This window comes from uncultured Fibrobacter sp., from assembly GCF_900316465.1.
Taxonomy (GTDB): domain Bacteria; phylum Fibrobacterota; class Fibrobacteria; order Fibrobacterales; family Fibrobacteraceae; genus Fibrobacter.
This window is the reverse complement of record NZ_ONDD01000027.1, coordinates 1-22214: the sequence shown is the minus strand read 5'-3', so window position 1 is coordinate 22214 and position 22214 is coordinate 1. Positions and strand designations below refer to the sequence as shown.

The following is a 22214-nucleotide window of genomic DNA, read 5'->3' as shown; positions in this document are numbered from 1 at the left end:
TAGGACATATATAAAAAACGGCGTGTCACAAGTCAAATGTGACAGCCGTATTTTATGGATAAATGGCGCCCCAACGAGGCGGAGTTTACTACACGCGGCCCGCGAACTGGTTCGTAAACAGCAACAGTCCCGAAATAAAGATAATGACACCGCCTGCGAGAGTCGCGACGGTGTATATTTTTGTAGCGATATGGGTGTGGGCACTCCCCTTGTCAATTCCCTTGCGGAAGGCGACAGCCGCAATACCGAAGGCCACATTCGTAATCGTCATGCCAATGCAAATGACAAGCGCACCCAGGAGCGAAAGCGCCACCATCGAATTCAGCAGGCAGAATAGTACAATCAACGCCACAGCCGGACAAGGCACAATTCCCGTAACGGCGGCAACACCCAAGATTTCGCGCCAGCGGGCAATCGGCGGCAATTTAGATTCCGCGCATTTCCCATCCTGCGCCACAACACCTTCCGCAGACTCAAGCCGAGCGGAACATCCACAGCCCTTGTGCGACTTGAACACGTCGCGAATCGCAAGCACCACGAGCAGCACACCCGTGAGCATAATCAGTGCATAGCTCGCCCGTTCAATACCGATGCGGCCCGTCTCGAACGCATTGAATACCGTCGCCTTGAAAATCGCATACAGAATCAGCAACAAGATGACCGCACTCATCGTGTGCGTCACGGTAATGCCTGCGCCAAGCGCAACACCCTGCCGCCAGCGACCACGACGCGCAATAAAATATCCGACCACAATCGACTTTCCATGTCCGGGACCAAGCGCGTGCAACATACCGTACACAAGGCAAATCGCGAGGAACTTCCAGATGGCATCCCAGTCGCCGTTTTTCATCGCCGAAATCGCCGCCGTCAACTTTTCGCGAAGAACCTTCTGTTCCTCCGCAATCACCGTATAAAATGACCGCGTCTTTTCCGCAGGCTTTTCAGGCACCACGGCAGATTCCGCAACAACAGGTTTCGCGGCAGTCTCCGGCGCAACAGTTTCACCAGCGGCAGCACCTTCCGCAGGCGCCACCGATTCAACCGTCGCTTCCGTCGCGGCAGGCGCATCTCCCCCGCCCACGTCAAAGCGTTTTTTCTTGACAGCCGCCGAAGCCGCCACCGCAATCAAAAGGACAAGCAAAAACACAATAGACTTTTTCATAAAACACCTGTCATCACTTCTTAAATCTCAAGAAAAGTCCTTCCGTATCGCTTCTGAAAGCGCGGAATATGGTCAACCCACGAACCTCGTCAGGAAAGAACTCAACATCTAATCCATCAGGCGCATCGACATCCGCATTTTCCATGTCTGTAGTCATCTGAATGTAATTCGTCTGATCGCTAACTACAATAACAAGCATCGTGTAGTCCGAAGTTACCGGAACCGAGAATGCCACCTTAAAATCAAGCACCAGTTTTCCGTTCTTCATTGCTGCCGAAAATCCTTCAATCTTTCCGGCAGGCAAGAACTTGGTTCCTGCCATCACATAATTGTAATAATTGCTTTGCTGCAAAGGGCCTAGCACTAGAGTCTTGATTTCGTCAGTCTCTTTCCCGGCAATTTTACCGTCGCCATCGGCATCTGCAGACGCAAGCATAGCCGCACTGTACACCTCATCAAAGCTCCACTGATTTTGAACACCCGTAAAGCCATTTTGACCGAACACGGCCTTGATCTTCACATCGGCAAACACATGCGGGTGCGCCTCGGCCATGGTAACAAAGCCGACCAGCAACAGTAAAATATACGACAATCGCATCCGCAAGGTTTCCCTCAATTTCACCCTAAATATAAAAGAAAATTTTACCAATTTTTGTTCATTTTTCGTAAAAATTCCATATATATATAGAACTAGTTGTTTTTATATTTTCTCTCCGTCTTTAGTTTGGGCCCTCGCATGATTCGTTTTTTTGTTGCCGTTCTTGTTGCCGCTTCGTTATCGCACGCGATTACCTCTATCCCTATCAACGGAATCAAGGCTTCAGCAACACTGCCCGACATTGGCCAGACTACGTACAGGCCCGAAAACATGGTCATGAAAAAACACGTGCATCCGTTTTTTCAGGTTTGGGGGGCCAAGTACAAGAACAAGCCCATCACCTTGGAATTCTTGGTAGAAGCCCCGCGTTTGGACCTTATCACCCTTTATAACGGTTTTTTGCGGGATTCTTCGGCTTACACAAATTACAGCCTCGCAAAGACCATCAAGATTTACCAGAACACCACCGACAACCTGATCAAGGTGCATACGCTTGCCAAGCCCAATTGGCGCGGGCACAAAGATCCCCTTGCCGACGTAATCGTGTTCGAAAAGCCGCTCAAGAACGTATTCAAGATTATCATCGAGATCGAAGACATTTACCCAGGCAAGCTTTATCAAGACGTGTGTATCGCCCTAATCAAGTTCTGGGGATTCACCCGACTGCCGCACAAGCCCAACTTTGCACAGTTGACCGACGTACGCGACGGACAGACATACAGAACCATCAGCGTCGGCGACCGCATTTGGATGGCCCAGGATTTGCGCTACAAGACAAGCGGCAGCCGCCCCTTTACCGACGCCAACAGGCCCAATGTAAAGATTCCGACGGACGCCGGCCTGGAATACCCCACCGCCGACATCGAATCCAATATTTGTCCCGAAGGCTGGCGACTCCCGACCCAGACCGAATTTGCAAACCTGCTGACGGATCTTTCACCTACGGCCTCTTACGACGACTTGTTCTCGACCGCCTACCGCAGGCCGCGCTATTCCATTCACCAAATTGGAAAACTGAGCGGTTCGCAGTCGTACTCTACCGACGCCGAAGTCTTTTTCTACCCCACGAACGCTTACGGCATGAACTTTTCGACGCTCACCCGCCGCTATTACGATAGCGAGTGCACCGAAGAAACCGGCGAGACTTACGCTTTTGGCTCTTACTGGACCGTAGATTCCAAGGAAATCCCGCTTTGGCCCGACGAAAACGGCAATGTAGAAGTCAAGCAACTCAGGCATTACCGCTTTGGCGGCACCGACTACTGCGAAGCGATGCTCTGCCACGAAGACTATCACTTTGTACGCTGCATTAAGGACGACGGATACACGCCGCCGACCTATACAGATTCGGAAACTCCGGACACAGGTTTTACAGATTCCGTAAATGAATAAACAAATTTTCAATTTTTGAAAAAGATTGAATTTTTGTAAAAACAGAAAATCTGGCGATTCTGCAAAGAATTCGCCATTTTTTGATTTTGGCACGCGTTTTGCTTTTATGGCACCGAAAACAAAAACATAATAGGAGATTGCCATGAGCAACGAATACAGATTAAAAGCTATCAAGGAAATCGCCAGCGAAAACGCTGGTGCCAACCTTCCCGCAGCACCCGCAAACATCGACTTCTACGGCGAAGATGTCTTCAACGCCGAGGCCATGCGCGCATATCTTCCCAAAGACATTTGCAAGAAGCTCTTCGCTACCATCGACGGCGGCGCACCGCTTGACCCGAGCATCGCTGGCGAAGTTGCCCACGCCATGAAAAAGTGGGCTATCGACCGCGGCGCCACCCACTTTACTCACTGGTTCCAGCCTCTTACCGGTTCCACCGCCGAAAAGCACGACTCCTTCCTCGAACCCGAAGACGGCAAGGCAATCCTCGCCTTCAGCGGCAAGAACCTGATCGTCGGTGAACCGGACGCATCTTCTTTCCCGAGCGGCGGCCTCCGTTCCACTTTCGAAGCCCGCGGCTACACCGCCTGGGATCCGACCTCTCCGGCCTTCATCAAGCGTCACGGCAACGGTGCAACGCTCTGCATCCCGACCGCTTTCTGTAGCTATACTGGCGAAGCCTTGGACAAGAAAACTCCGCTCCTCCGTTCTATTCAGGCCCTCCAGAAGTCTGCCGACCGCCTCATGGGTCTCTTCGGCGTTGCCCAGCAGAAGGTCACCGTCACTCTCGGTGCCGAACAGGAATACTTCCTGATTGACAAGCGTTTCTACCTGCAGCGTCCGGACCTGTACCAGGCCGGTCGCACGCTGTTTGGTGCCGCTCCGGCAAAGCACCAGCAGATGGAAGACCACTACTTCGGTAGCATTCCGGCACGCATCATCAACTTCATGAACGATGTGGAAAAGGAACTCTGGAAGCTCGGCATTCCGGCCAAGACCCGCCACAACGAAGTCGCTCCGGCCCAGTTCGAACTTGCCCCGATGTTCGAGGAAGTAAACCTCGCCTGCGACCACAACATGCAGATTATGGAAGTGCTCCGCCAGGTCGCCGACCGCCACGGTCTCGTTTGCCTGCTGCACGAAAAGCCGTTCGCCGGCATCAACGGTTCCGGCAAGCATAACAACTGGTCGGTGAACTACGGCAAGACCAACCTCTTGAACCCGGGCAAGGACCCGCACCAGAACGCCATATTCCTCACCACGCTCTGCGCTGTCATCTACGCTGTCGACACCCACGCCGACTTGCTCCGTATGGCTGTTGCTAGCGCCGGTAACGACCACCGTCTCGGTGCCAACGAAGCTCCTCCGGCAATCATCTCCATGTACCTCGGCGACCAGCTCGCCGACGTTATCGACCAGCTTGAAAAGGGCGATCCGAAGTCCAGCAAGCAGGCCGGTGCACTGAAGCTCGGTTCTGACACTCTCCCGCCGCTCCCGCGCGACGCTACCGACCGTAACCGTACTTCTCCGTTCGCCTTCACCGGCAACAAGTTCGAATTCCGCGCTCCGGGTTCTAGCCAGAGCTGCTCCGAACCGAACGTCATCCTCAACACGATCGTGGCCGAAGCCTTCGACCTCATCGCCGACAAGCTCGCCAATGTTCCTGCCGACAAGTTCCACGAAGAACTGCAGAACCTGTTGCAGAAGATTGTCAAGGAACACAAGCGCGTTATCTTCAACGGCAACGGCTACACCGACGAATGGGTCGAAGAAGCAGCCAAGCGCGGCCTCCCGAACATCCGCACCACCATGGAAGCCCTCCAGGCTCTCAACAAGAAGGAAAATGTGGCCCTGTTCGAAAAGTACGGCGTGTTCAACAAGCGCGAACTCGACTCCCGTTACGAAGTCAACATGGAAGATTACCACAAGAAGATTCACATCGAAGGCAAGATTGCATTCGATATCGCGAAGAACGTGGTGCTCCCGCAGGTACTCTGTGCATACACTAACGCATTGAAGACCAACGAGTTAGCTAAGGGCCAGGGTTTCTACGCTGTTGACGGTTACGCTCGCGAACTCGGCGAAAAGCTCAAAGAACTTGATGCCGCAGTCGCCCAGATGGAAGTTGCACTCGGCGAAAAGCACGAAGTCATTCTCGACGCTATGGCAAACCTCCGCATTATCGTGGACAAGATCGAAAGCATCGTGCCCGACGAAAAGTGGCCGCTGCCGAAGTACAGAGAAATGCTCTTTATCTACTAATTTCTCAAATTACTCATAATAATCCGAACCTCAAAATGCAATTCGTCGGTCTCGCGCCGGCGGATTGCTTTTAAAAAGGCAAATTTTACAAAAAGTGAAATTGAGTGTGCTCTTAAAAAAATCTTCTAAAATTCCCCTTCAACACAGAATAAAGAATTACTATATTTTGAGCCCGATGAAAACATCGGAATCCATCGAGGCACACATGAGCGCAGCCGTTGCAGGAATCTCGCAACGAAACCAGGTGACTCTCTCTGGATTTCACAAAATTTCTTTTTTTCACATTTTTTTTCGTCTTTATCGTTTGGCAAAAGCATTTGGCTTTTGCCTTTATTTTTATGCAGGAACAACGGCAAAGACGCCTTCAAGTTTTAACTACACAACGAGCGAATTATGATGACTGATAGATTCAACTGGAAAGCCAAACGCGAAAAGAAGGCGTTTCTGGCACTGGCAGACGGAACCGTTTTTAGGGGCTACGCCTTTGGCGCAACCACCGATACCGTCGGCGAAGCCGTGTTCAACACCGGTATGGCCGGTTACAAGCAGATTTTGACTGACCCCTCTTACGCAGGTCAGTTTGTGGTGTTCACCACCGCCGAAGTCGGCGCCTACGCTGCAAACCACGAAAAATCCGAATCGCGCGACGTGTTCCTGAACGGCATCGTCGTGAACTCGTTGGATGAAGTGAGCAAGGAACTGAAAGAAGAAAGCCTGCACGACTACATGCTCAAGCACAACAAGCCGGGCATTGCAGGCGTCGACACTCGCGCCCTCACGATTCACCTGCGCAACAACGGTGCCCAGAAGGCCTACCTGCACGTAGACGGCACCGACATGAGCGAAGAAGAAGCTATCAAGAAGGCTCAGGAATGGGTCGGTCTGGATGGCCAGGACTACGCTAGCAAGGTCTCTGATCCGAACGGCTATGTACTCAGCACCGAAGGCGATCTGCATGTGGTCGCACTCGATTTCGGTATCAAGACGAACATCCTGAGAAACCTGGTGAACCAGGGCATGAAAGTCACGGTGCTCCCGATTACCGCCACCTACGAACAGATCATGGCTAAAAACCCTGACGGAGTGTTCCTTTCGAACGGTCCCGCCGACCCGAACAGCCTTCCGCAAGTGGTCGCTGTCGTCAAGAAGCTCTTGGGCAAGATTCCTCTGATGGGCATTTGCCTGGGCAACCAGTTGCTCGGCCTCGCCTTTGGCGCAAACGTGTCCAAGCTCAAGTTCGGCCACCACGGCTGCAACCATCCGGTCAAGAACGTAAAGACTGGCGCCGTCGAAATCACGAGCCAGAACCACAACTACGCTATCGATGCTATTACGCTCCCCGAAGAAGTCGAAGTCACTCACATCAACCTGAACGACAACACGGTCGAAGGCATTCGCCACACGACCTTGCCGGCATTCAGCGTGCAATACCACCCGGAATCTGCTCCGGGCCCGAACGATTCTCTCTACCTGTTTAGTGAATTCAGACAAATGATCGAAGAATTCAAAGCAAAACAAGTCAGCACCCCCAAGCCCGCTGAAGTCCCCAAAGAGGTAAAAAATGTCCTCCTCTAAAGCTGCCGCAAAAAAACAGACCAAGTACATTTTCATTACCGGCGGCGTGGTAAGTTCGCTCGGCAAAGGAATCACCTCCGCTTCGCTCGCCCTCCTCCTCAAGAGCCGCGGCTACAAGGTGTTCATGCAAAAGCTCGACCCGTACCTGAACGTGGACCCGGGTACCATGAGCCCTTACCAGCACGGCGAAGTTTTCGTGACCGACGACGGCTACGAAACCGACCTTGACCTCGGCCACTACGAACGCTTCGCAGGCGTGCAATGCTCCAAGGCCTCCAGCTACACTTCGGGTCGCATCTATTCCTCCGTGCTCGCAAAAGAACGCGCCGGAAAATACCTGGGCGGCACAGTGCAGGTCATTCCGCACATCACCAACGAAATCAAGGATGCCTTCCGTTCTGCAGCCGAAAGCGGCGCCGACATCGTGCTCTGCGAAATCGGCGGTGTCGCAGGCGACATTGAATCGCTCCCGTTCCTCGAAGCCGCAAGACAGTTCCGTTTTGAAGTCGGCGTCGAAAACACCTGCTTTGTCCACTTGGTTCTCGTGCCTTACCTCAAGGCCGCAGGCGAACTCAAGACAAAGCCCTCGCAGCACTCCGTGGCAGAGCTCCGTAACATCGGTATTTTCCCGGACATTCTGGTGTGCCGCACCGAAATGACGATTCCGCAGGATCACCTGGACAAGCTTGCACTCTTCTGCAACGTGAAGCCCGAATGCGTGATCGAAGAAAAGGACGTGAAGGACTCCGTTTACGCTGTGCCTCGCGAACTTTCCAAGCAGGAACTCGACCTCCGCGTGCTTGAACAGCTCCATCTGAGCGTACACCCCATCATCCACTCCGAATGGGACAAACTCGTCAAGAAGGCTACCCAGCCCAAGTATGAATGCACCATCGCGCTGGTGGGCAAGTACATCGCCATCCGCGACGCTTACAAGTCCGTGCACGAAGCCTTGCAGCATGCCGGCATGGAACACAACGCCAAGGTGAAGGTGGAATGCATCGAGGCCGAAGAGCTTGAAAAGAATCCGAACCTCATCAAGAACGCTGACGGCATCCTGATTCCGGGAGGTTTCGGTAGTCGCGGCGTGAACGGCAAGTGTGTTGCCATCAAGTATGCCCGCGAACACAAGGTCCCGCTGCTGGGCATTTGTCTCGGTATGCAGTGCTGCGTGATTGAATTTGCACGCAACGTACTCGGCTGGAAGGACGCCAACTCCACGGAATTCGACGAAAAGACGGCCCACCCGGTCATTGACCTGATGGACGAACAGAAGAACGTCACCGAAAAGGGCGGCACCATGCGCCTCGGCGCTTACCCGTGCAAGCTCATGAAGGATTCCAACGCCGCAAAGCTTTACAAGAGCGAAAAGATTAGCGAACGCCATCGTCACCGCTACGAATTCAACTACAATAGCGAATTCCGCAAGGAACTCGAAAAGGCAGGCCTGAAAATCGCCGGCACATCGCCCGACGGCAAGCTCGTAGAAATGGTGGAAATCAAGAACCACCCCTACTTTGAAGCCTGCCAGTTCCATCCGGAATTCAAGAGCCGTCCTACGGCACCGCACCCGCTGTTCAGCGGACTTGTAAAAGCCGCTCTTGCACAGAAAAATGGCAAAACAAAAACCGCGACCGCAAAAGCCGCGCAGAAGAATGTGAATGGAGGCAAAAAGAATGCCTAAGCGTACAGACATCAAGAAGATTATGCTCATTGGTTCTGGCCCGATTGTGATTGGCCAGGGCTGCGAATTCGACTACTCCGGCGTGCAGGCCTGCAAGGTGCTGCGCCGCGAAGGTTACGAAGTGGTGTTGGTGAACTCCAACCCGGCCACCATCATGACCGACCCCGAAATGGCCGACCGCACCTATATCGAACCGCTGAGCGTCGATATTCTGCACGAAATCATCCGTCGCGAACGCCCCGATGCATTGCTCCCGACACTCGGTGGCCAGACAGCTTTGAACCTCGCCATGGAACTGAACGAACGCGGCATTTTGGACCGCTACCAAGTGGAACTCATCGGTGCAAAGGCCGAATCCATCCAGCGCGCCGAAGACCGTCACCTGTTCAAGGAAGCCATGCTCAAGATTGGCCTGGACCTTCCGCGTTCCGGTTCCGCACACTCCATGAGCGAAGCAACCGCTATCGCTAACACCATCGGCAGCTGGCCGCTGATTATCCGTCCCGGCTTTACGCTTGGCGGTACGGGTGGCGGTATCGCCCACAACCCTGAAGAATTCGAAACCATCGTGAACCGCGGTTTGGACGCCTCGCTCAACAACGAAGTGCTTATCGAAGAATCGCTGCTTGGCTGGAAAGAATTCGAAATGGAAGTCATGCGCGATAAGAAGGGCAACGCCGTTATCGTGTGCTCCATCGAAAATCTGGATCCCATGGGCGTGCACACCGGCGACTCCATCACGGTTGCTCCGATCCAGAGCCTCGATGACCGCGCCTACCAGGCCATGCGTGACGACTCCCTGAAGGTCATGGAAGCTATCGGCGTAGAAACCGGTGGATCCAACGTGCAGTGGGCTATCGAACCCAAGACCGGCCGCCGCATCATCATCGAAATGAACCCGCGTGTGTCCCGTTCTTCTGCTCTTGCTTCTAAGGCAACGGGCTTCCCCATCGCAAAGATTGCAGCATTGCTCGCTGTGGGCTATACCCTCGACGAACTCCGCAATGACATTACGCAAACGACCCCGAGCTGCTTTGAGCCGGCGCTTGACTACGTGGTGGTGAAGGTTCCGCGCTTCACCTTCGAAAAGTTCCCGAAGGCCGATTCTACACTCGGCACCCAGATGAAGTCTGTGGGCGAAGCAATGGCTATCGGCTCCAACTTCAAACAGGCCATGCAAAAGGCGCTGCGCTCTCTCGAAACAGGTTACGGTGGATTCGGTTCTTGCGCCAAGTGCGAAAAGTTCAAGGAATACGACGACGAAACGCTCACCAAGGAAGTCGCCCGTCCGAGCGCCGAACGCATTTTCGTGCTGTACGAAGCCTTCCGTCGCGGCTGGAGCATCGAAAAACTTTACGAACTCACCAAGATTGACCGCTACTTCCTCCGTCACTTGGAAGAACTCGCCTACTTCGAAGACGAAATCAAGGCCGCCAAGTCTCTCGCCGGCCTCGCCAAGAACATTCCGCTGTTCCGCCAGGCCAAGGAATTCGGCTTTAGCGATATCCAGATCGGCTACATGTTCCACAAGCGCCCCGAAGACGTCATGGAAGTGCGTAAGCAGATTGGCCTCAAGCCGAGCTACTACTCCGTGGACACTTGCGCCGGCGAATTCGAAGCCATTACGCCGTATTATTACAGTTGCTGGGCCGAAAATTCCGAACCGGTTCGCACCATCATGGGCAACCGCGGCAAGAAGCGCATCATGGTGCTCGGCGGTGGTCCGAACAGAATCGGTCAGGGTATCGAATTCGACTATTGCTGCTGCCACGCCGCCTTTACGCTCCGTCGCGAAGGCTACGAAGTCATCATGGTGAACTCTAACCCCGAAACGGTTTCCACCGACTACGATACCTCCGACAAGCTCTACTTTGAACCGCTCACGCTCGAAGACGTGATGGGCATTTACGAACGCGAAAACTGCGCGGGCGTGATTGTGCAATTCGGTGGTCAGACTCCGCTGAACCTCGCCATGCGTCTCAAGAAGGCCGGCGCAAACGTCGTAGGTACAAGCCCCGAAGACATCGACCTCGCCGAAGACCGCGACTTCTTCAAGCAGCTGGTCGACAAAGTCGGTATCAAGCAGGCCGCATCCGGCATCGCCCACAACGTGGAAGAAGCCTTGGCCATTGTCGACCGCATTGGCTACCCCGTTTTGGTGCGCCCGAGCTTCGTTCTCGGCGGCCGCGGCATGGTGATTGTCTATAAGGAAAAATACCTCCGCAAGTTCGTAGAAGAAGCTGCCGCCATTGGTGAAGGCAAGCCGATTCTCATCGACCGCTTCTTGGAAGACGCCACCGAACTCGACGTGGACTGCATCAGCGACGGCAAACACACCGTGGTGGGTGCCATCATGGAACACGTGGAACCCGCAGGCATCCACTCCGGCGACTCCGCCAGCGTGATTCCGCCCATGACGCTTTCCAAGGAAATCCAGGACAAGGTTCGCCAATATGCGAAGGACTTTGCAAGGGAACTCCACGTAGTCGGCCTCATGAACATGCAACTCGCCGTGAAGGATGGCGAACTCTACATGATCGAAGTGAACCCGCGTGCCTCCCGTACGGTGCCGTTCGTGTCCAAGTCCATCGGCGTTCCGCTTGCAAGCTACGCCAGCCGCTGCATGCTCGGTGAAACCCTCGAACAGATCGGCTTTACCGAAGAAGTCCACGTGCCTTACGTGAGCGTCAAGGAAGCCGTGTTCCCGTTCGTCAAGTTCCCGGGCGTGGACATCACGCTTTCTCCGGAAATGAAGTCTACCGGCGAAGTCATGAGCCTCGATCGCGACCGCGGCCTTGCCTACCTCAAGAGCCAGCTCGCTGCAGGCAACAAGGTGCCGAGCGAAGGCAACATTTTCGTCTCGCTCAAGGACGAAGACAAGCAGAAGGCCGTTCCGCTCATCAAGCGCCTCGTAGACATGGGCTACCAGATTTACGCCACCCGCGGCACCTCGACGATGCTTTACAACGAAGGCATCAAGACCCGCGCCGTGTTCCGCATCTCCCGTGGCCGCCCGAACCTGTTGGACCTCATTCACGACAAGGAAGTGCAGTGGATCGTGAACACCACCGAGAACGGCGCCGAAGCCATGGTGGACGAAATCCAGATGCGCTCCAAGGCTGTGGTCTCTGGCATACCTATCACCACGACCATCGCCGCCCTCACCTCTACCGTGGAAGGCCTCATGGACAAGCACGACTTCGGCCGATTCGAAGTCTGCAGCCTCCAAGAGTACCATCGTCACGTGAAGAAATAAGGTTTCGTCACAATCAAAACTTCAAACGCAGACTCATCCGAGCCTGCGTTTTTCATTTAAAACATCAGTCTTTCGCACAACCGAACTATTTCAAAACCATGTATTGCGTTTTGGCATAGCCACGTTTGATCATGTACACGCCGCGGCTTAAGCCAGCGCTTGTCATGGCGTTGCGGAGTTCGCCGATATGCTCGACCTGGAATTCACCGACAAACGCTCCGAGCGGGCTAAACACCTTATATGTGCTTTGGAGGCTTTTGGGGGCAGAAAGTCCGAAGGCGATAGCCTCTGTAGAATCTGCGGGCGGTTCCACCTTTGGTTCCTGCCACAGAATGAATTCAACTGTCGTTGCACTGCGGGCCGGAACGCTGTAACTGCACTTTGTATCGTCAACCTGAACTTCGTCACCTTCCTTGAGGTTATTGTTGTCGTCGGTAACGTAGGGCTTGAAACTTCCAATTTTCGTGTTTCCGAAGTCAAAGTCCGCCTTGAATTCCTCATTCTTGGAATTGAGAATGACGACTGCAATTTTCGTCTTGAGGGAGTCGCGATAGGCGGTAACCTTTACATTCGCTTCGGGATTCTTGGTAGCGTCGATTCTCCAGGAGCCGGGTCGCGCGAAACGGCTGAAGTTCCCCATGACCCAGAGTCGCTTGGTAGGCTCCACATTGTCGGGGTTGCCTTGTCCTTGCGGCCAGAGGGCTCCGTTGCCGCAGCTGGCTTCGCTGCAGGAATAAATCCACCAGAAATGCCAGGCGTTCATGTTCGCAATAGTCAGGGCGTCATGGATTACACCTGCAACGCGGAGAGCACTTCCCATGCCCACGTCTTCCTTGTTACTTCCAAGATCATAGACTTCGGTTTCCCAGAATTCCTTGCCGGCTTCGTGAATTTCGGGGTATGCGGCCGGGTCTCCGCCGTATTCGTGCGTCCCAAAAATGTCCGTGTATTTCAAGGCGGCAGGGTTGTTGAAGAAAGCTTTTTTGTAATTGGGGAATCCATACCAGTTGATAGCTTCGGTGCCAATAATTTTGATACCCGTGGTATCGAGGGTGGGGCCAAGGTAGTCGCCGACCCAACGTGCCAATTCATCGGGTTCGTAGTGGTTGTCTCCGGTGCCGTCTGGTTCGTTTTGCGACGAAATTGCATATAAGTTAACACCAGCATTTCGCATGTCTTGCGTAAACTTCAATATGGTGTTGGCCCAGTCCTGGGCGTGATTGAAATCCAAATGCTTTTTGTCACCGTCGTAATTTACGGTGTATTTGGATGTCCATGGGGCAGCCCAGACCTTGACGCCGTATTCGCTCGCCTTTTTTGCGATACTTGTTTCGGAGGTGGTGCCGTCCGGGGCGATGCGGATGCGGTGCAGCGTAAGCCCTGCACCACTGGTAGAGTCCCAAAGGAAGGCGGCGTTCTTGTCGGTGATGGAGCCAGCCCATGCCGAAGCGGCACCAAAGCCACTGATGCGCTGGTATTCTTTGTCCATGTCAACGTTTATCGTTGCAGCACTGACAAGAGTGCCCCAAAATGCGATGGCCCCCGCAAAAAGAGAAAATCCCTTTATTGAAACCGTCATAAGACCTCCCAATTGAACTTTACTTACTATAAAATATGTTGAAAAATTCACTTTATTTACGGCTAAAATCGAATTAGCTTTGATAAAATGACAATAGAATGTTGTATCTTTCAAAGGGAATATCAAGCAAACCGGAGTTTATCATGAAAGTCGTCTTGTTCAACGGCAGCCGTCGCGAAAAGGGCTGCACCTACACCGCACTGAACATTGTCGCGGGCGAACTCAACGCCGCAGGCATCGAAACCGAAATCTTCTTTGTCGGGGGCCGCGTGCTCAAGGGCGAAACGGATGCTGTTGTCCACGAAGCCAAAGAAATTCTGAAGTCCGCCGACGCGGTGGTCTACGGCTCTCCTGTTTACTACGCCTCACCTAGCGGCGAAATGCTGATGTTCCTCGACAGGCTCTACGGCCTCGCCGAAGCGGAACTGCTTTTCAAGCCCGCCGCCACGGTCGCATCGGCACGCCGCGCCGGCACCAGCGCCACCCTCGACACACTGAACAAGTACCCCACCTACGCGCAGCAGCCCTTGGTGACCTCGCGCTACTGGAACATGGTCCACGGCTCCAGTCCCGAAGACGTGCTCAAGGACGAAGAAGGCGTGCAGATTATGCGCGAACTCGGCCGCAACATGGCTTGGCTCCTCAAGAGCATCGAGGCCGGCAAGCAGGCGGGAATTGCGCAGCCTGTTGCCGAAAAGAAAATTTATACGAACTTCATCCGCTAAGAGTTTTCACATGAACGAAGCAGAAAACCGTCAAAAGGTCATTGTCCGGACAAGCATCATTGGCATCGCGGCAAACATCGTGCTATCGGCATTCAAGGCATTCGTCGGCTTTGCCACCAATTCCATCGCCGTGACACTCGATGCGGTGAACAACCTTTCCGACGCGCTGTCTTCGGTCATTACGATTGTGGGCGCGAAACTTTCGAACAAACTTCCCGACAAAAAGCATCCGCTCGGTTACGGGCGAATCGAATACCTGAGCGCAATGGTGGTCGCGGCAATCGTGCTCTACGCCGGCGGCACCTCGGCCGTAGAATCGGTCAAGAAAATCATCCACCCCGAAATAGCGGACTACTCCACGGTTTCACTAGTAATTATCGCCTCGGCGGTGGTGGTAAAACTCGTGCTCGGCAAATTCGTGAAGCGTCAGGGCGAACGCGTGAACTCGGGCGCACTCGTGGCATCGGGTGCAGACGCCCTGTTCGACGCCATTCTCTCCCTTTCGGTGCTGGCATCGGCCATCGTCTTCATCCTCACGGGAATTTCACTTGAAGCCTACGTGGGCCTCGTAATTTCAGGATTCATCATCAAGTCGGGCATCGGAATGCTGATCGAAACCCTGGACGACATTCTGGGCAAGCGCGCCGATGGCGACCTGGTCAAGAAAATCAAGGCGCTGCTCACCGAAGAACCGCAAGTCCGCGGCGCTTACGACGTCATTCTCAACAATTACGGTCCAGACAAGTTTCTCGGTTCCGTGCACTTGGAACTCCCCGACACCATGACCGTCGAAGAAGTCGACGTACTGACCCGCAGGGTACAGGCACGCGTACTCAAAGAAACCGGCGTGATTCTCACGGGCGTAGGCGTGTATTCACACAACACCAAGAATGACGAAGCTGCCAAAATTCGCAGCAACGTGTTGAAGTTGGTAAAGGAGCACCCTTGGGCATTGCAACTCCACGGCTTTTATGTGAACATTGAAGACCGCACCATGCGTTTTGACGTGGTCATGAACTTCGAAATCAAGCCTCAAGAAGGTCTGGACATCCTGCACAAGGAAATCAGCGAAGCCTACCCCGACTACGACCTGCATATCGCCGCCGACATAGACGCGTCGTAACGCACGTCGTCATTGCGAGCGAAGCGCGGCAATCTTATCAGCGCGAGTATTTAAGCATTACATTCATCACGAATTGCATCGCCATCGCGAACAGCACCATGATGGCGATGTAGTCTAATGCGAACAGCAAATAGCCGCGTTCCAGATCCAGGAAGAAGAATGGTTGCTGCAGCGTAAGGTATTTCCAGAGACCGCGGGCGACAAAAGCGTATATTCCGTAAGCGGCGAGCGAGAGCGTTATGCCCGTCGCAGTTTTTCCGCGGATAAACAGCGACAAATGTAGCCCGATATGGAGCGAGACGAAAACAAGATACCAGTGACTCGCAAGCATGTGGGCATTGCGGGCGAAATTTGCGCCACTTTCGATTCCGAGCCAAGAAAACACGTGATTCGAAAGCATCACCCCGCTTACCATCAAGAATAAGACGCACACGATAACGCCTGCGTTAATGACCGTCCGCACGATTCGCAAAGCGTTGTACTTTCCCTTGAGCATTCCCTTAATCCACGCGCGATTCCAAACAATGTGAACCGCCCATAGGATAAACAAGACAACGCCCAAGATTTCGTGAACTAGTCCACTATCCAGCACTTCGCCGAAAGCATTGTAAAAAAGACCGTTCCCACCCATCAAAATCAGGGTGAGCACGGCCATTGCGATATCTAACGTACGGCGGGCTATTTTACCCACTTGTCCACTTCCTTCTGAGCCTTTTCGCGTTCATTCTGCGCGACATGCCCGTAGATGGCGAGGCCCGCAGTCACGTTCGCGCCAGTCACCTTCTTGAGGCGCTGCACTCCCGAAAGACCGCTACCTTCGTGCGTCATGAACGGGTGAATCGTCTTGCCCTTCAGATTGTACTTCTCGAGGAAGGTGAACATGGGCATCGGCATTTCGCCCCACCACACCGGATACCCGATGTAGATTTCGTCGAAGTCCTCGGGATTCACGTTCACGGGCTTGATCGCCGGGCGTGCATCCTGCGAGAGTTCCTTCTTCGCGACATTGATGCAGTCGTCGTAGCCCTTGGGGTATTCCTTCGCGGGTTCCACATGTAGGAGCGTGCCGCCCGTCTTTTTCGCAATCATCTCGGCAATGATTTCGGTATTGCCCTTGGAAATGTTCCCGACGGTGTAGTTTTCATCGGCACGGGAATAGTAAACGACGAGGATTTTCTTTTCTGCTGCCATAGAGACTCCTAGAAGAAGTGATAAAAAAATCAAGGTGATTTTTTTCATGGGATCCGCCTTTTTCGTAAAAAATTTCCTTGAACCGGTTGTCTATAATATAAATAAATCCAGAACGGCCGCATAATGCGTAATTTTTATGCCCACTATGCGTGTTGCGCATAGCGGATTTATTATATTCTCCCCCAAAAGGGGCTTTTTATGTTTGTCGAGACCTATATTTTGCGATTGCTGGCCGGGTTCCTGGAATACGGGACGCTTTCTGCCGTTGCGGACAAGCTCTACACTTCGCAGCCGGCGGTGAGCCGCGCGTTCAAGAAGCTGGAAGACGAAATCGGTGCTCCGCTCTTCGAGCGCAAAAAGAACCGCATCGAGCTGAACGAGAAGGGACGCACGGTCGCCGAATACGCGAAGCGCATCATGGATTTGCAAGGCGAGATGATGGAAAAGGTAAGCCCGCAGGGGGCCACGCGCACGTTCTCTATCGCGTCGGTGGCCATTCTCCCCGCCATGCGGATGGTGCAGGAACTGCAGGAGAAATACCCCGGTGCGCAGGTCACCTACGAGATTATCGACAATGAGGCGGGCGTGCTGAAGGCCTTGAACGAGGGCACGGCGGATATCGGCATCACGCTTAAGGCCCCCCGTGCAAAGAAATACCGTGCCGAAAAATACATGCAGGAGCGGCTCTCGATTGCGCTCCCCAAGAAGCACCCGCTTGCGAAGCGCAAGTCCATCCGGCTCCGGGAACTCAAGGGCGAAACCATCATCCAGCGCAGCAATGTGGGGTTCTGGGAGCAGGTCAAGCGCAAGAAGATTCCCTACGCCACCTTCATCAAGCACGACAGCACGAAGGGCATTTCAAAGCTCATCGAGCAGTCTTCGCTGTTGACGTTCGTTTCGGACCACCAGTTCGATTACGAAATTCCAAAGGACCGCAAGATTGTGCCGCTCGCCGACCGCGAAATGAGCGTGGAATTTTTCAAGGTGACGTTGGCGTAGAATCTATTTCCCGCTGGTCGCCTTATCGCCAAACAGCGTGCGGGCGCTGCATTGTCGCGACTTATTTCCTGATGAACTTTTCGTCGGTCTTGGGCATGGTGTTGTCGGGCGTGTAGCGTTCGACAGTCATTTTCAAGTCGTACTTGTCGCGGAGTTTCGCAATCGTCTTCATCATGGGTGAAGCGTGGTGCACGTCGATGGCTGCCTGGCTTTCCCACGCGTCAATCAGCAAGATGGTCTCGGGATCGTCCAGCGACTGGAAATATTCGTAGCGAATATTGCCCTTCTCGGCACGGATTTTCGCCACCGTCCCGCTAGAAACCATCTCTTCGGCGAACTTCTTTGCCGCCCCGTTCTTACCCGTATAGCGCAGGTTTACCGTAATGTTGCTCATGGCACTCTCCGCAAACACGCTCGCAGCGAGCGCAAGGATTGAAAAAAATGTTAAAAACTTGAGTTTCATTTTGCCACTCCGAAATATTTCGCATATAATATAAATATTTTCGGAGCATGCGGAAAATGCTTAATTTTCATGCTCAGTATGCGTGGAACGCATAGTGGAAACACGCGCTTTTATGGTTTCTGTTGAAAAAATCTTCTTCAGATAAAGCAATAGCCAATCTGGTTGAATATGGCATTCCCAGACGCCTTTGAAATTTCCCGTCAATTCAATCGAGCCAAGCAGTTGGGACTTTAGTTCCAGGCTTTCCCCTTTTTCAACAAATCCTCAAATTGTCATATTATGACATCCAAGGTATGTATATTTGTACCAGCGAGGTTCTATGCTGGTAACTTTCCTTATCGTGCTAGGTATTTTGGCTCTTTTCGGGGCTGGCGACGCAGGGGACGCCTGCGCCATTACCTTGCTGCTGAAAGTGCTGCCGTTCCTGATTTTCGTGGGGATTTTCGCATCTTTAATGTTCTGTAGCGGGTAAAAAGAAATAAAAACTTGCTTTTTCAACCATTTTATTATATATTTGGTTTGAAATGCAAGAAACAAACGAGAAGAAACTGGAAAAAATGCTGAACGCGAACAGCGGCTACATCACGCGAAAGCAAGTCGACACCCACAAGATTCCCTCGTGGTTCTTGACCGATTTCGTGCGAAAGCAGGGCCTTGTCAAGGTAGACAAGGGATTCTACGCCCAAGAGCAATGGATCAGGGACGATTACCTTGTTTTTCAATACAAGTATCCCAGATTCATCTTTTCACACGTTTCCGCACTATTCTTGCATGGGCTAACAGACCGCCTACCCGATTATTTCGAGGTAACCGGGTCCAAGAATTATAGGCCATTTTCTCCGAACCCTTCCGTCGCAATCCACACAGATTCTCGCGATGAAACCTACAGGCTTGGAATTTGCAAAATCAAGACTTCGCTTGGACATCTGGTGGAATGCTACGATATGGAACGAACGATTTGCGACATCATTAAAAACAGTCAAAAAATCGATGCGGAAATTTACGGCAAAGCGCTCAGGCTTTACGCAAAATCAAAAGACAAGAATACCCGCAACCTACTCCATTACGCCCAAATATTGAAAATAGAGAACAAAGTGGCGGAACTTATGACGGTGATACTGAATGAAGATTAATAAGAATTCCCTGCAAGCGAGAATCAACAACCTCTCCAAAGAAATGAACGTTCACGCCAACGTCTTGCTCGTATCGTTCTTCTTTGATGCATTCATTTCAAGATTGGCCAAGTCAACATACGCCAACAAGTTTGTTTTCAAGGGCGGTTTCTATCTCGCTACATTGCTCGGTGTAAAGAACCGCTATACTGCCGACATTGATTTCCTTTTGAGAAAGGAAACCATGAATGAGAATAGATTGAAGGAAATTTTCACTGACATCATCGCAATCGATGCAGATGATTCTATCACTTTTGAAATAAGCGATATTTCTCCTATCCGCGACGAAGACGCCTATGGCGGATTTTCCATTCTTTTGACCGGGCACCTAGAGAACGTCAGACAAAGTTTCCATGTCGATGTCGCCACGGGCGATCCGATTACGCCAAAAGATATCGAATACTCTTACCAAAGCCTCATCAGCCATGAAACCATTGCGTTTCGAGCTTATAACCTAGAAACGGTTGTTGCTGAAAAACTTCAAACCATTCTTTTCCGAGGCCTGCTCAATAGCCGCTGCAAAGATTATTACGACATCTATATCATCAATCAATTGCAAAGGAATAACATCAATATTCCTGACTTGAAGAAATCTTTTGAAACAACTTGCCAATATCGCAAAACGCCTTTTAAAAAAGAAGAAGCTCTTTTGCTTCTAGAAGAAATTTCAAAGAGCGACATTCTTCAAACCCGCTGGAAGAACTATGCAAAAAAATCTTCGTTTGCAAAAGATGTTCCATTTGAAGCGACAATTGAATCTTGCAAAGAGATTCTTGATTGTATTTTCTAACACTTCGGGGCTGGCGACGCAAGAGACATTTTCCAATAAAATTACCAAAACGCGATTGTCAAGTGGTTTATGCATTTTTTCTCTTTCGTCGGTCCACAAGGTTGTGTACCAGGCGTTTGGCTTATATCCTCACGCTGAGCACGGCGCCTTTGGTGTCATTGTAAAATAGCGGGGCGATGGTGACCTTGGGCGGGGTCCGCTTTTCGCCGATTTTTTCCTTGTAGAACACGCTGCCGATGTACCAGCCGATGGAGGCTCCCATCAGGGTGCCCGCGACGGCGTCGGAGAACCAGTGGGCCTCCCCTTTTGCGCCGAGCACCATGCTTGTGGCGATGTAGCCTGCATACAGGGCGCAGCCCGCCACAACGAGAGGCTTGTCGCGGTTGTAGCTTGCGATACTCATGGCCATGGCCGCATTGGTCATGGAATGCCCCGAGGGCCAGCCGTAAAATACTCCGCGCCTAAAAAATCCCCACTTGAAATCGCGGGAACGCTCGCCGCTGTTGAGTTCCGCGTCAGGGTGCTCGCGAGCCGAAATCGCCTTGAGGATGTTGTTGTAGAGGAAAGCCACGGCGGTAGCCTGCACGGCGACGGCACCGGTGTTGTTCAGCGCGCGGTTGTCGCTGATAAAGTACATGTAGCCGGGGACGAGTATCGGGAAGAACGTCCCCATCATCATGCCGGGTCCGAACGCAATGCCGGACACCAACTGATCCTGACGGGCCGCAAAACGGGCTACCATCAAGTCGTTATTTCCCATCGAAAACTTGTACGTAAGCGCACCGCCGAGCATGTGGAACCCGAGCGGCCAGCCGAACGCACTCAGCAGCATGTTGTGGCCCAGGTGATCGAATGGGGAAAGCTTTTGTGCGCTATCGATGGCTGCGGAATCCGCGCTTGTCGAATCGGCCGCTGGCGTTTCAGCATGTGCGAAACTTGCAAATGCAGTGAACAGCACAAGCGTAAAATGTGTTCTGAATTTCGTCAGCAAACGCGTCATCGTCTTCCCGAAGGAAATATACGTTTATTCCACAGAAAATGTAGCCTTCACGTTCCCTTTGCCGAGAATCTGCTGGAGGCGTTTCTTGTTTACGTTGTCAATACGGGCGAGGCGCGTGAAGTTCCAGGAATTCTTGTCGTAGTAGATGGTGATGGAATTGCCCTGGTAGAGGATGATGTCGCCAGCATCGGTGTCGATTTGCGTGTCGTTACGCGGGAAACTGCGCGGCAGGTCGGCCACCTTCTCGAAACTGCCGTAGTCGTGCATGTCGAGCGTCATGTCGCCCTGCGTGAGGAATTCGGCGAAGGTCTTGGCCGAGGAATTTTCTTCGAGCGTCGCCGTGAAGGAGGTGTCGTTCACATGGATTTTGAGTTTCACGGGAGCCTCCATTTGGGCTGATGAACTTGCGGGCACAGCGTCGGGCGTTTTGCTAGCGGACGATTTTGGCGTCTGGGTTTCAGGTTGCGTCGAATGGCTCGCCGCATCGCTGCAGGCGACCAGAAAGAACAACGCTATAAGGATAAAGTTTCGCATACACACAATATAAATAATTGCACACGCAATTCAAAATACTTATTTGCTATGACTCACTATGCCTTTTGCGCATAGTGGAATGGAGGTCACAAGTTGTGACCTCCAAACTTAATCAAATAATCGTCGCGGTTAGATGACTTTTGCTTACTTCAAGTTCGTCTTGAAGAATTCGTTCAGCTTTTCGAAGGGGATTTTTTCCAGGTTGTCGTAGAGGTCCACGTGGGAGGCTCCGGGGATGACGAGGAGTTCCTTGTTGCCGACGATCTTGCTCCAGTTCTTGGTGGCGTCGAGTTTTGCGGGGACGTTCGCCTTCTTGCCGGTCATCTTTTCGAAGGCGCCTTCGCCGAAGTAGCGGCTATGGGCCTTTTCGCCGTGGATGATGAGCACCGGGTTACGGATTTCGTCAGCGTACGCGAGGAGTTTCGTGTTCAGGAGCGAGGTGCCAGCGGAGGCGGCCCAGCCCTTATTGCTGTTGAGGGATCGCTTGTGATAGCCGCGCGGGGTCTTGTAGTAAGCGTAGTAATCCTTGACAAAGTAAGGAGCGTCGTCCGGGAGCGGGTCAATAACACCGCCGGCCAGGTCGTAGGTGCCGTTCTTGAAATCCTTGGTGCGCTGGGCCATCAGAGCCTTGCGGGCCTCGTTGCGGGCGTCGGCGTTGTTCGCTGCGTCAAAGTAGCCGTTTGCGGATACGCGACTCATGTCGTACAT

22 protein-coding genes are annotated in these 22214 nt (G+C 52.7%); 12 read left to right on the top strand and 10 right to left on the bottom strand.

Features of this window, described 5'->3' with window-relative positions; all coding sequences use genetic code 11:
* Positions 1-88 precede the first annotated feature (88 nt).
* Both QZN53_RS10505 and QZN53_RS10500 read right to left on the bottom strand, forming a co-directional pair.
* Positions 89-1162, bottom strand: coding sequence for a nickel/cobalt transporter (locus QZN53_RS10505; protein ID WP_163438911.1), 1074 nt, complete (start codon positions 1160-1162; stop codon positions 89-91).
* Positions 1163-1175: 13 nt separating this feature from the next.
* Positions 1176-1736 carry a DUF1007 family protein gene (locus tag QZN53_RS10500; RefSeq protein WP_163438910.1) on the bottom strand — a complete coding sequence of 187 codons (561 nt, stop codon included), beginning with the start codon at positions 1734-1736 and terminating at the stop codon, positions 1176-1178.
* Between the two features lie 162 nt (positions 1737-1898).
* On the opposite strand from QZN53_RS10500, the gene QZN53_RS10495 reads away from it, so the two are divergent.
* The 6 genes from QZN53_RS10495 to carB all read left to right on the top strand — a co-directional run bounded on the left by QZN53_RS10495 (position 1899) and on the right by carB (position 11930).
* A complete protein-coding gene (locus tag QZN53_RS10495; RefSeq protein WP_163438909.1) occupies positions 1899-3152 on the top strand; it encodes an FISUMP domain-containing protein in 1254 nt (417 codons plus the stop codon).
* 142 nt (positions 3153-3294) lie between these two features.
* Positions 3295-5415, top strand: a complete 2121-nt coding sequence (locus QZN53_RS10490; RefSeq protein ID WP_163438908.1) for a glutamine synthetase III — start codon at positions 3295-3297, stop codon at positions 5413-5415.
* 175 nt (positions 5416-5590) lie between these two features.
* Positions 5591-5812: a hypothetical protein gene (locus QZN53_RS10485; protein WP_163438907.1), complete on the top strand. Its 222-nt coding sequence runs from the start codon at positions 5591-5593 to the stop codon at positions 5810-5812.
* Positions 5812-6990, top strand: a complete 1179-nt coding sequence (gene carA, locus QZN53_RS10480; RefSeq protein ID WP_163438918.1) for a glutamine-hydrolyzing carbamoyl-phosphate synthase small subunit — start codon at positions 5812-5814, stop codon at positions 6988-6990. Before QZN53_RS10485 ends, carA begins: the two co-directional genes overlap by 1 nt.
* Positions 6977-8674, top strand: coding sequence for a CTP synthase (locus tag QZN53_RS10475; RefSeq protein ID WP_163438906.1), 1698 nt, complete (start codon positions 6977-6979; stop codon positions 8672-8674). Before carA ends, QZN53_RS10475 begins: the two co-directional genes overlap by 14 nt.
* Positions 8667-11930: a carbamoyl-phosphate synthase large subunit gene (gene carB / locus QZN53_RS10470; RefSeq protein ID WP_163438905.1), complete on the top strand. Its 3264-nt coding sequence runs from the start codon at positions 8667-8669 to the stop codon at positions 11928-11930. The genes QZN53_RS10475 and carB overlap by 8 nt, the downstream gene beginning before the upstream one ends.
* A gap of 85 nt (positions 11931-12015) precedes the next feature.
* Here the strand turns inward: carB and QZN53_RS10465 are convergent, their stop codons facing one another.
* Complete coding sequence (locus tag QZN53_RS10465) at positions 12016-13509, bottom strand: glycoside hydrolase family 30 beta sandwich domain-containing protein (protein ID WP_163438904.1); 1494 nt, start codon at positions 13507-13509, stop codon at positions 12016-12018.
* A 143-nt stretch (positions 13510-13652) separates the two neighbouring features.
* Here QZN53_RS10465 and QZN53_RS10460 point away from each other — a divergent pair, with 143 nt between their 5' ends.
* Both QZN53_RS10460 and QZN53_RS10455 read left to right on the top strand, forming a co-directional pair.
* Entirely contained in the window at positions 13653-14234 is a 582-nt protein-coding gene (locus QZN53_RS10460) for a flavodoxin family protein (protein WP_163438903.1), read from the top strand.
* A gap of 10 nt (positions 14235-14244) precedes the next feature.
* Complete coding sequence (locus QZN53_RS10455; protein ID WP_163438902.1) at positions 14245-15357, top strand: cation diffusion facilitator family transporter; 1113 nt, start codon at positions 14245-14247, stop codon at positions 15355-15357.
* A 37-nt stretch (positions 15358-15394) separates the two neighbouring features.
* Here QZN53_RS10455 and QZN53_RS10450 read toward each other — a convergent pair whose 3' ends face one another.
* On the bottom strand, positions 15395-16048 hold the full coding sequence (locus tag QZN53_RS10450) for a DUF4405 domain-containing protein (RefSeq protein ID WP_294652949.1): 654 nt from the start codon (positions 16046-16048) through the stop codon (positions 15395-15397).
* The gene (locus tag QZN53_RS10445; protein ID WP_163438901.1) at positions 16036-16548 is read right to left on the bottom strand and encodes a flavodoxin; all 513 of its coding nucleotides are present in this window, start codon (positions 16546-16548) and stop codon (positions 16036-16038) included. Before QZN53_RS10445 ends, QZN53_RS10450 begins: the two co-directional genes overlap by 13 nt.
* Before the next feature lie 198 nt (positions 16549-16746).
* On the opposite strand from QZN53_RS10445, the gene QZN53_RS10440 reads away from it, so the two are divergent.
* Positions 16747-17547: a LysR family transcriptional regulator gene (locus QZN53_RS10440; protein WP_163438900.1), complete on the top strand. Its 801-nt coding sequence runs from the start codon at positions 16747-16749 to the stop codon at positions 17545-17547.
* Positions 17548-17608: 61 nt separating this feature from the next.
* Here QZN53_RS10440 and QZN53_RS10435 read toward each other — a convergent pair whose 3' ends face one another.
* Positions 17609-17941 (bottom strand): putative quinol monooxygenase, encoded by a 333-nt coding sequence (locus QZN53_RS10435; protein ID WP_072980505.1) that lies wholly within the window; start codon positions 17939-17941, stop codon positions 17609-17611.
* Positions 17942-18070: 129 nt separating this feature from the next.
* On the bottom strand, positions 18071-18214 hold the full coding sequence (locus tag QZN53_RS12985) for a type II toxin-antitoxin system mRNA interferase toxin, RelE/StbE family (protein ID WP_205428145.1): 144 nt from the start codon (positions 18212-18214) through the stop codon (positions 18071-18073).
* 115 nt (positions 18215-18329) lie between these two features.
* Here QZN53_RS12985 and QZN53_RS10430 point away from each other — a divergent pair, with 115 nt between their 5' ends.
* The 3 genes from QZN53_RS10430 to QZN53_RS10420 are packed head-to-tail and all read left to right on the top strand — an operon-like array spanning position 18330 to position 19972.
* Positions 18330-18482: a hypothetical protein gene (locus tag QZN53_RS10430; RefSeq protein WP_173347431.1), complete on the top strand. Its 153-nt coding sequence runs from the start codon at positions 18330-18332 to the stop codon at positions 18480-18482.
* Positions 18483-18534: 52 nt separating this feature from the next.
* Positions 18535-19143: a hypothetical protein gene (locus tag QZN53_RS10425; protein WP_163438899.1), complete on the top strand. Its 609-nt coding sequence runs from the start codon at positions 18535-18537 to the stop codon at positions 19141-19143.
* Positions 19133-19972, top strand: a complete 840-nt coding sequence (locus tag QZN53_RS10420; protein ID WP_163438898.1) for a nucleotidyl transferase AbiEii/AbiGii toxin family protein — start codon at positions 19133-19135, stop codon at positions 19970-19972. Before QZN53_RS10425 ends, QZN53_RS10420 begins: the two co-directional genes overlap by 11 nt.
* A 121-nt stretch (positions 19973-20093) precedes the next feature.
* On the opposite strand, the gene QZN53_RS10415 is transcribed toward QZN53_RS10420, so the two are convergent.
* The 3 genes from QZN53_RS10415 to QZN53_RS10405 form a co-directional block, all read right to left on the bottom strand.
* Positions 20094-20972 carry a phosphatase PAP2 family protein gene (locus QZN53_RS10415; RefSeq protein ID WP_163438897.1) on the bottom strand — a complete coding sequence of 293 codons (879 nt, stop codon included), beginning with the start codon at positions 20970-20972 and terminating at the stop codon, positions 20094-20096.
* A gap of 24 nt (positions 20973-20996) precedes the next feature.
* Complete coding sequence (locus QZN53_RS10410) at positions 20997-21506, bottom strand: cyclophilin-like fold protein (protein ID WP_294652935.1); 510 nt, start codon at positions 21504-21506, stop codon at positions 20997-20999.
* 144 nt (positions 21507-21650) lie between these two features.
* Positions 21651-22214 (bottom strand): alpha/beta hydrolase (locus QZN53_RS10405; protein WP_163438896.1); only part of this gene is annotated, 564 nt, incomplete at its 5' end.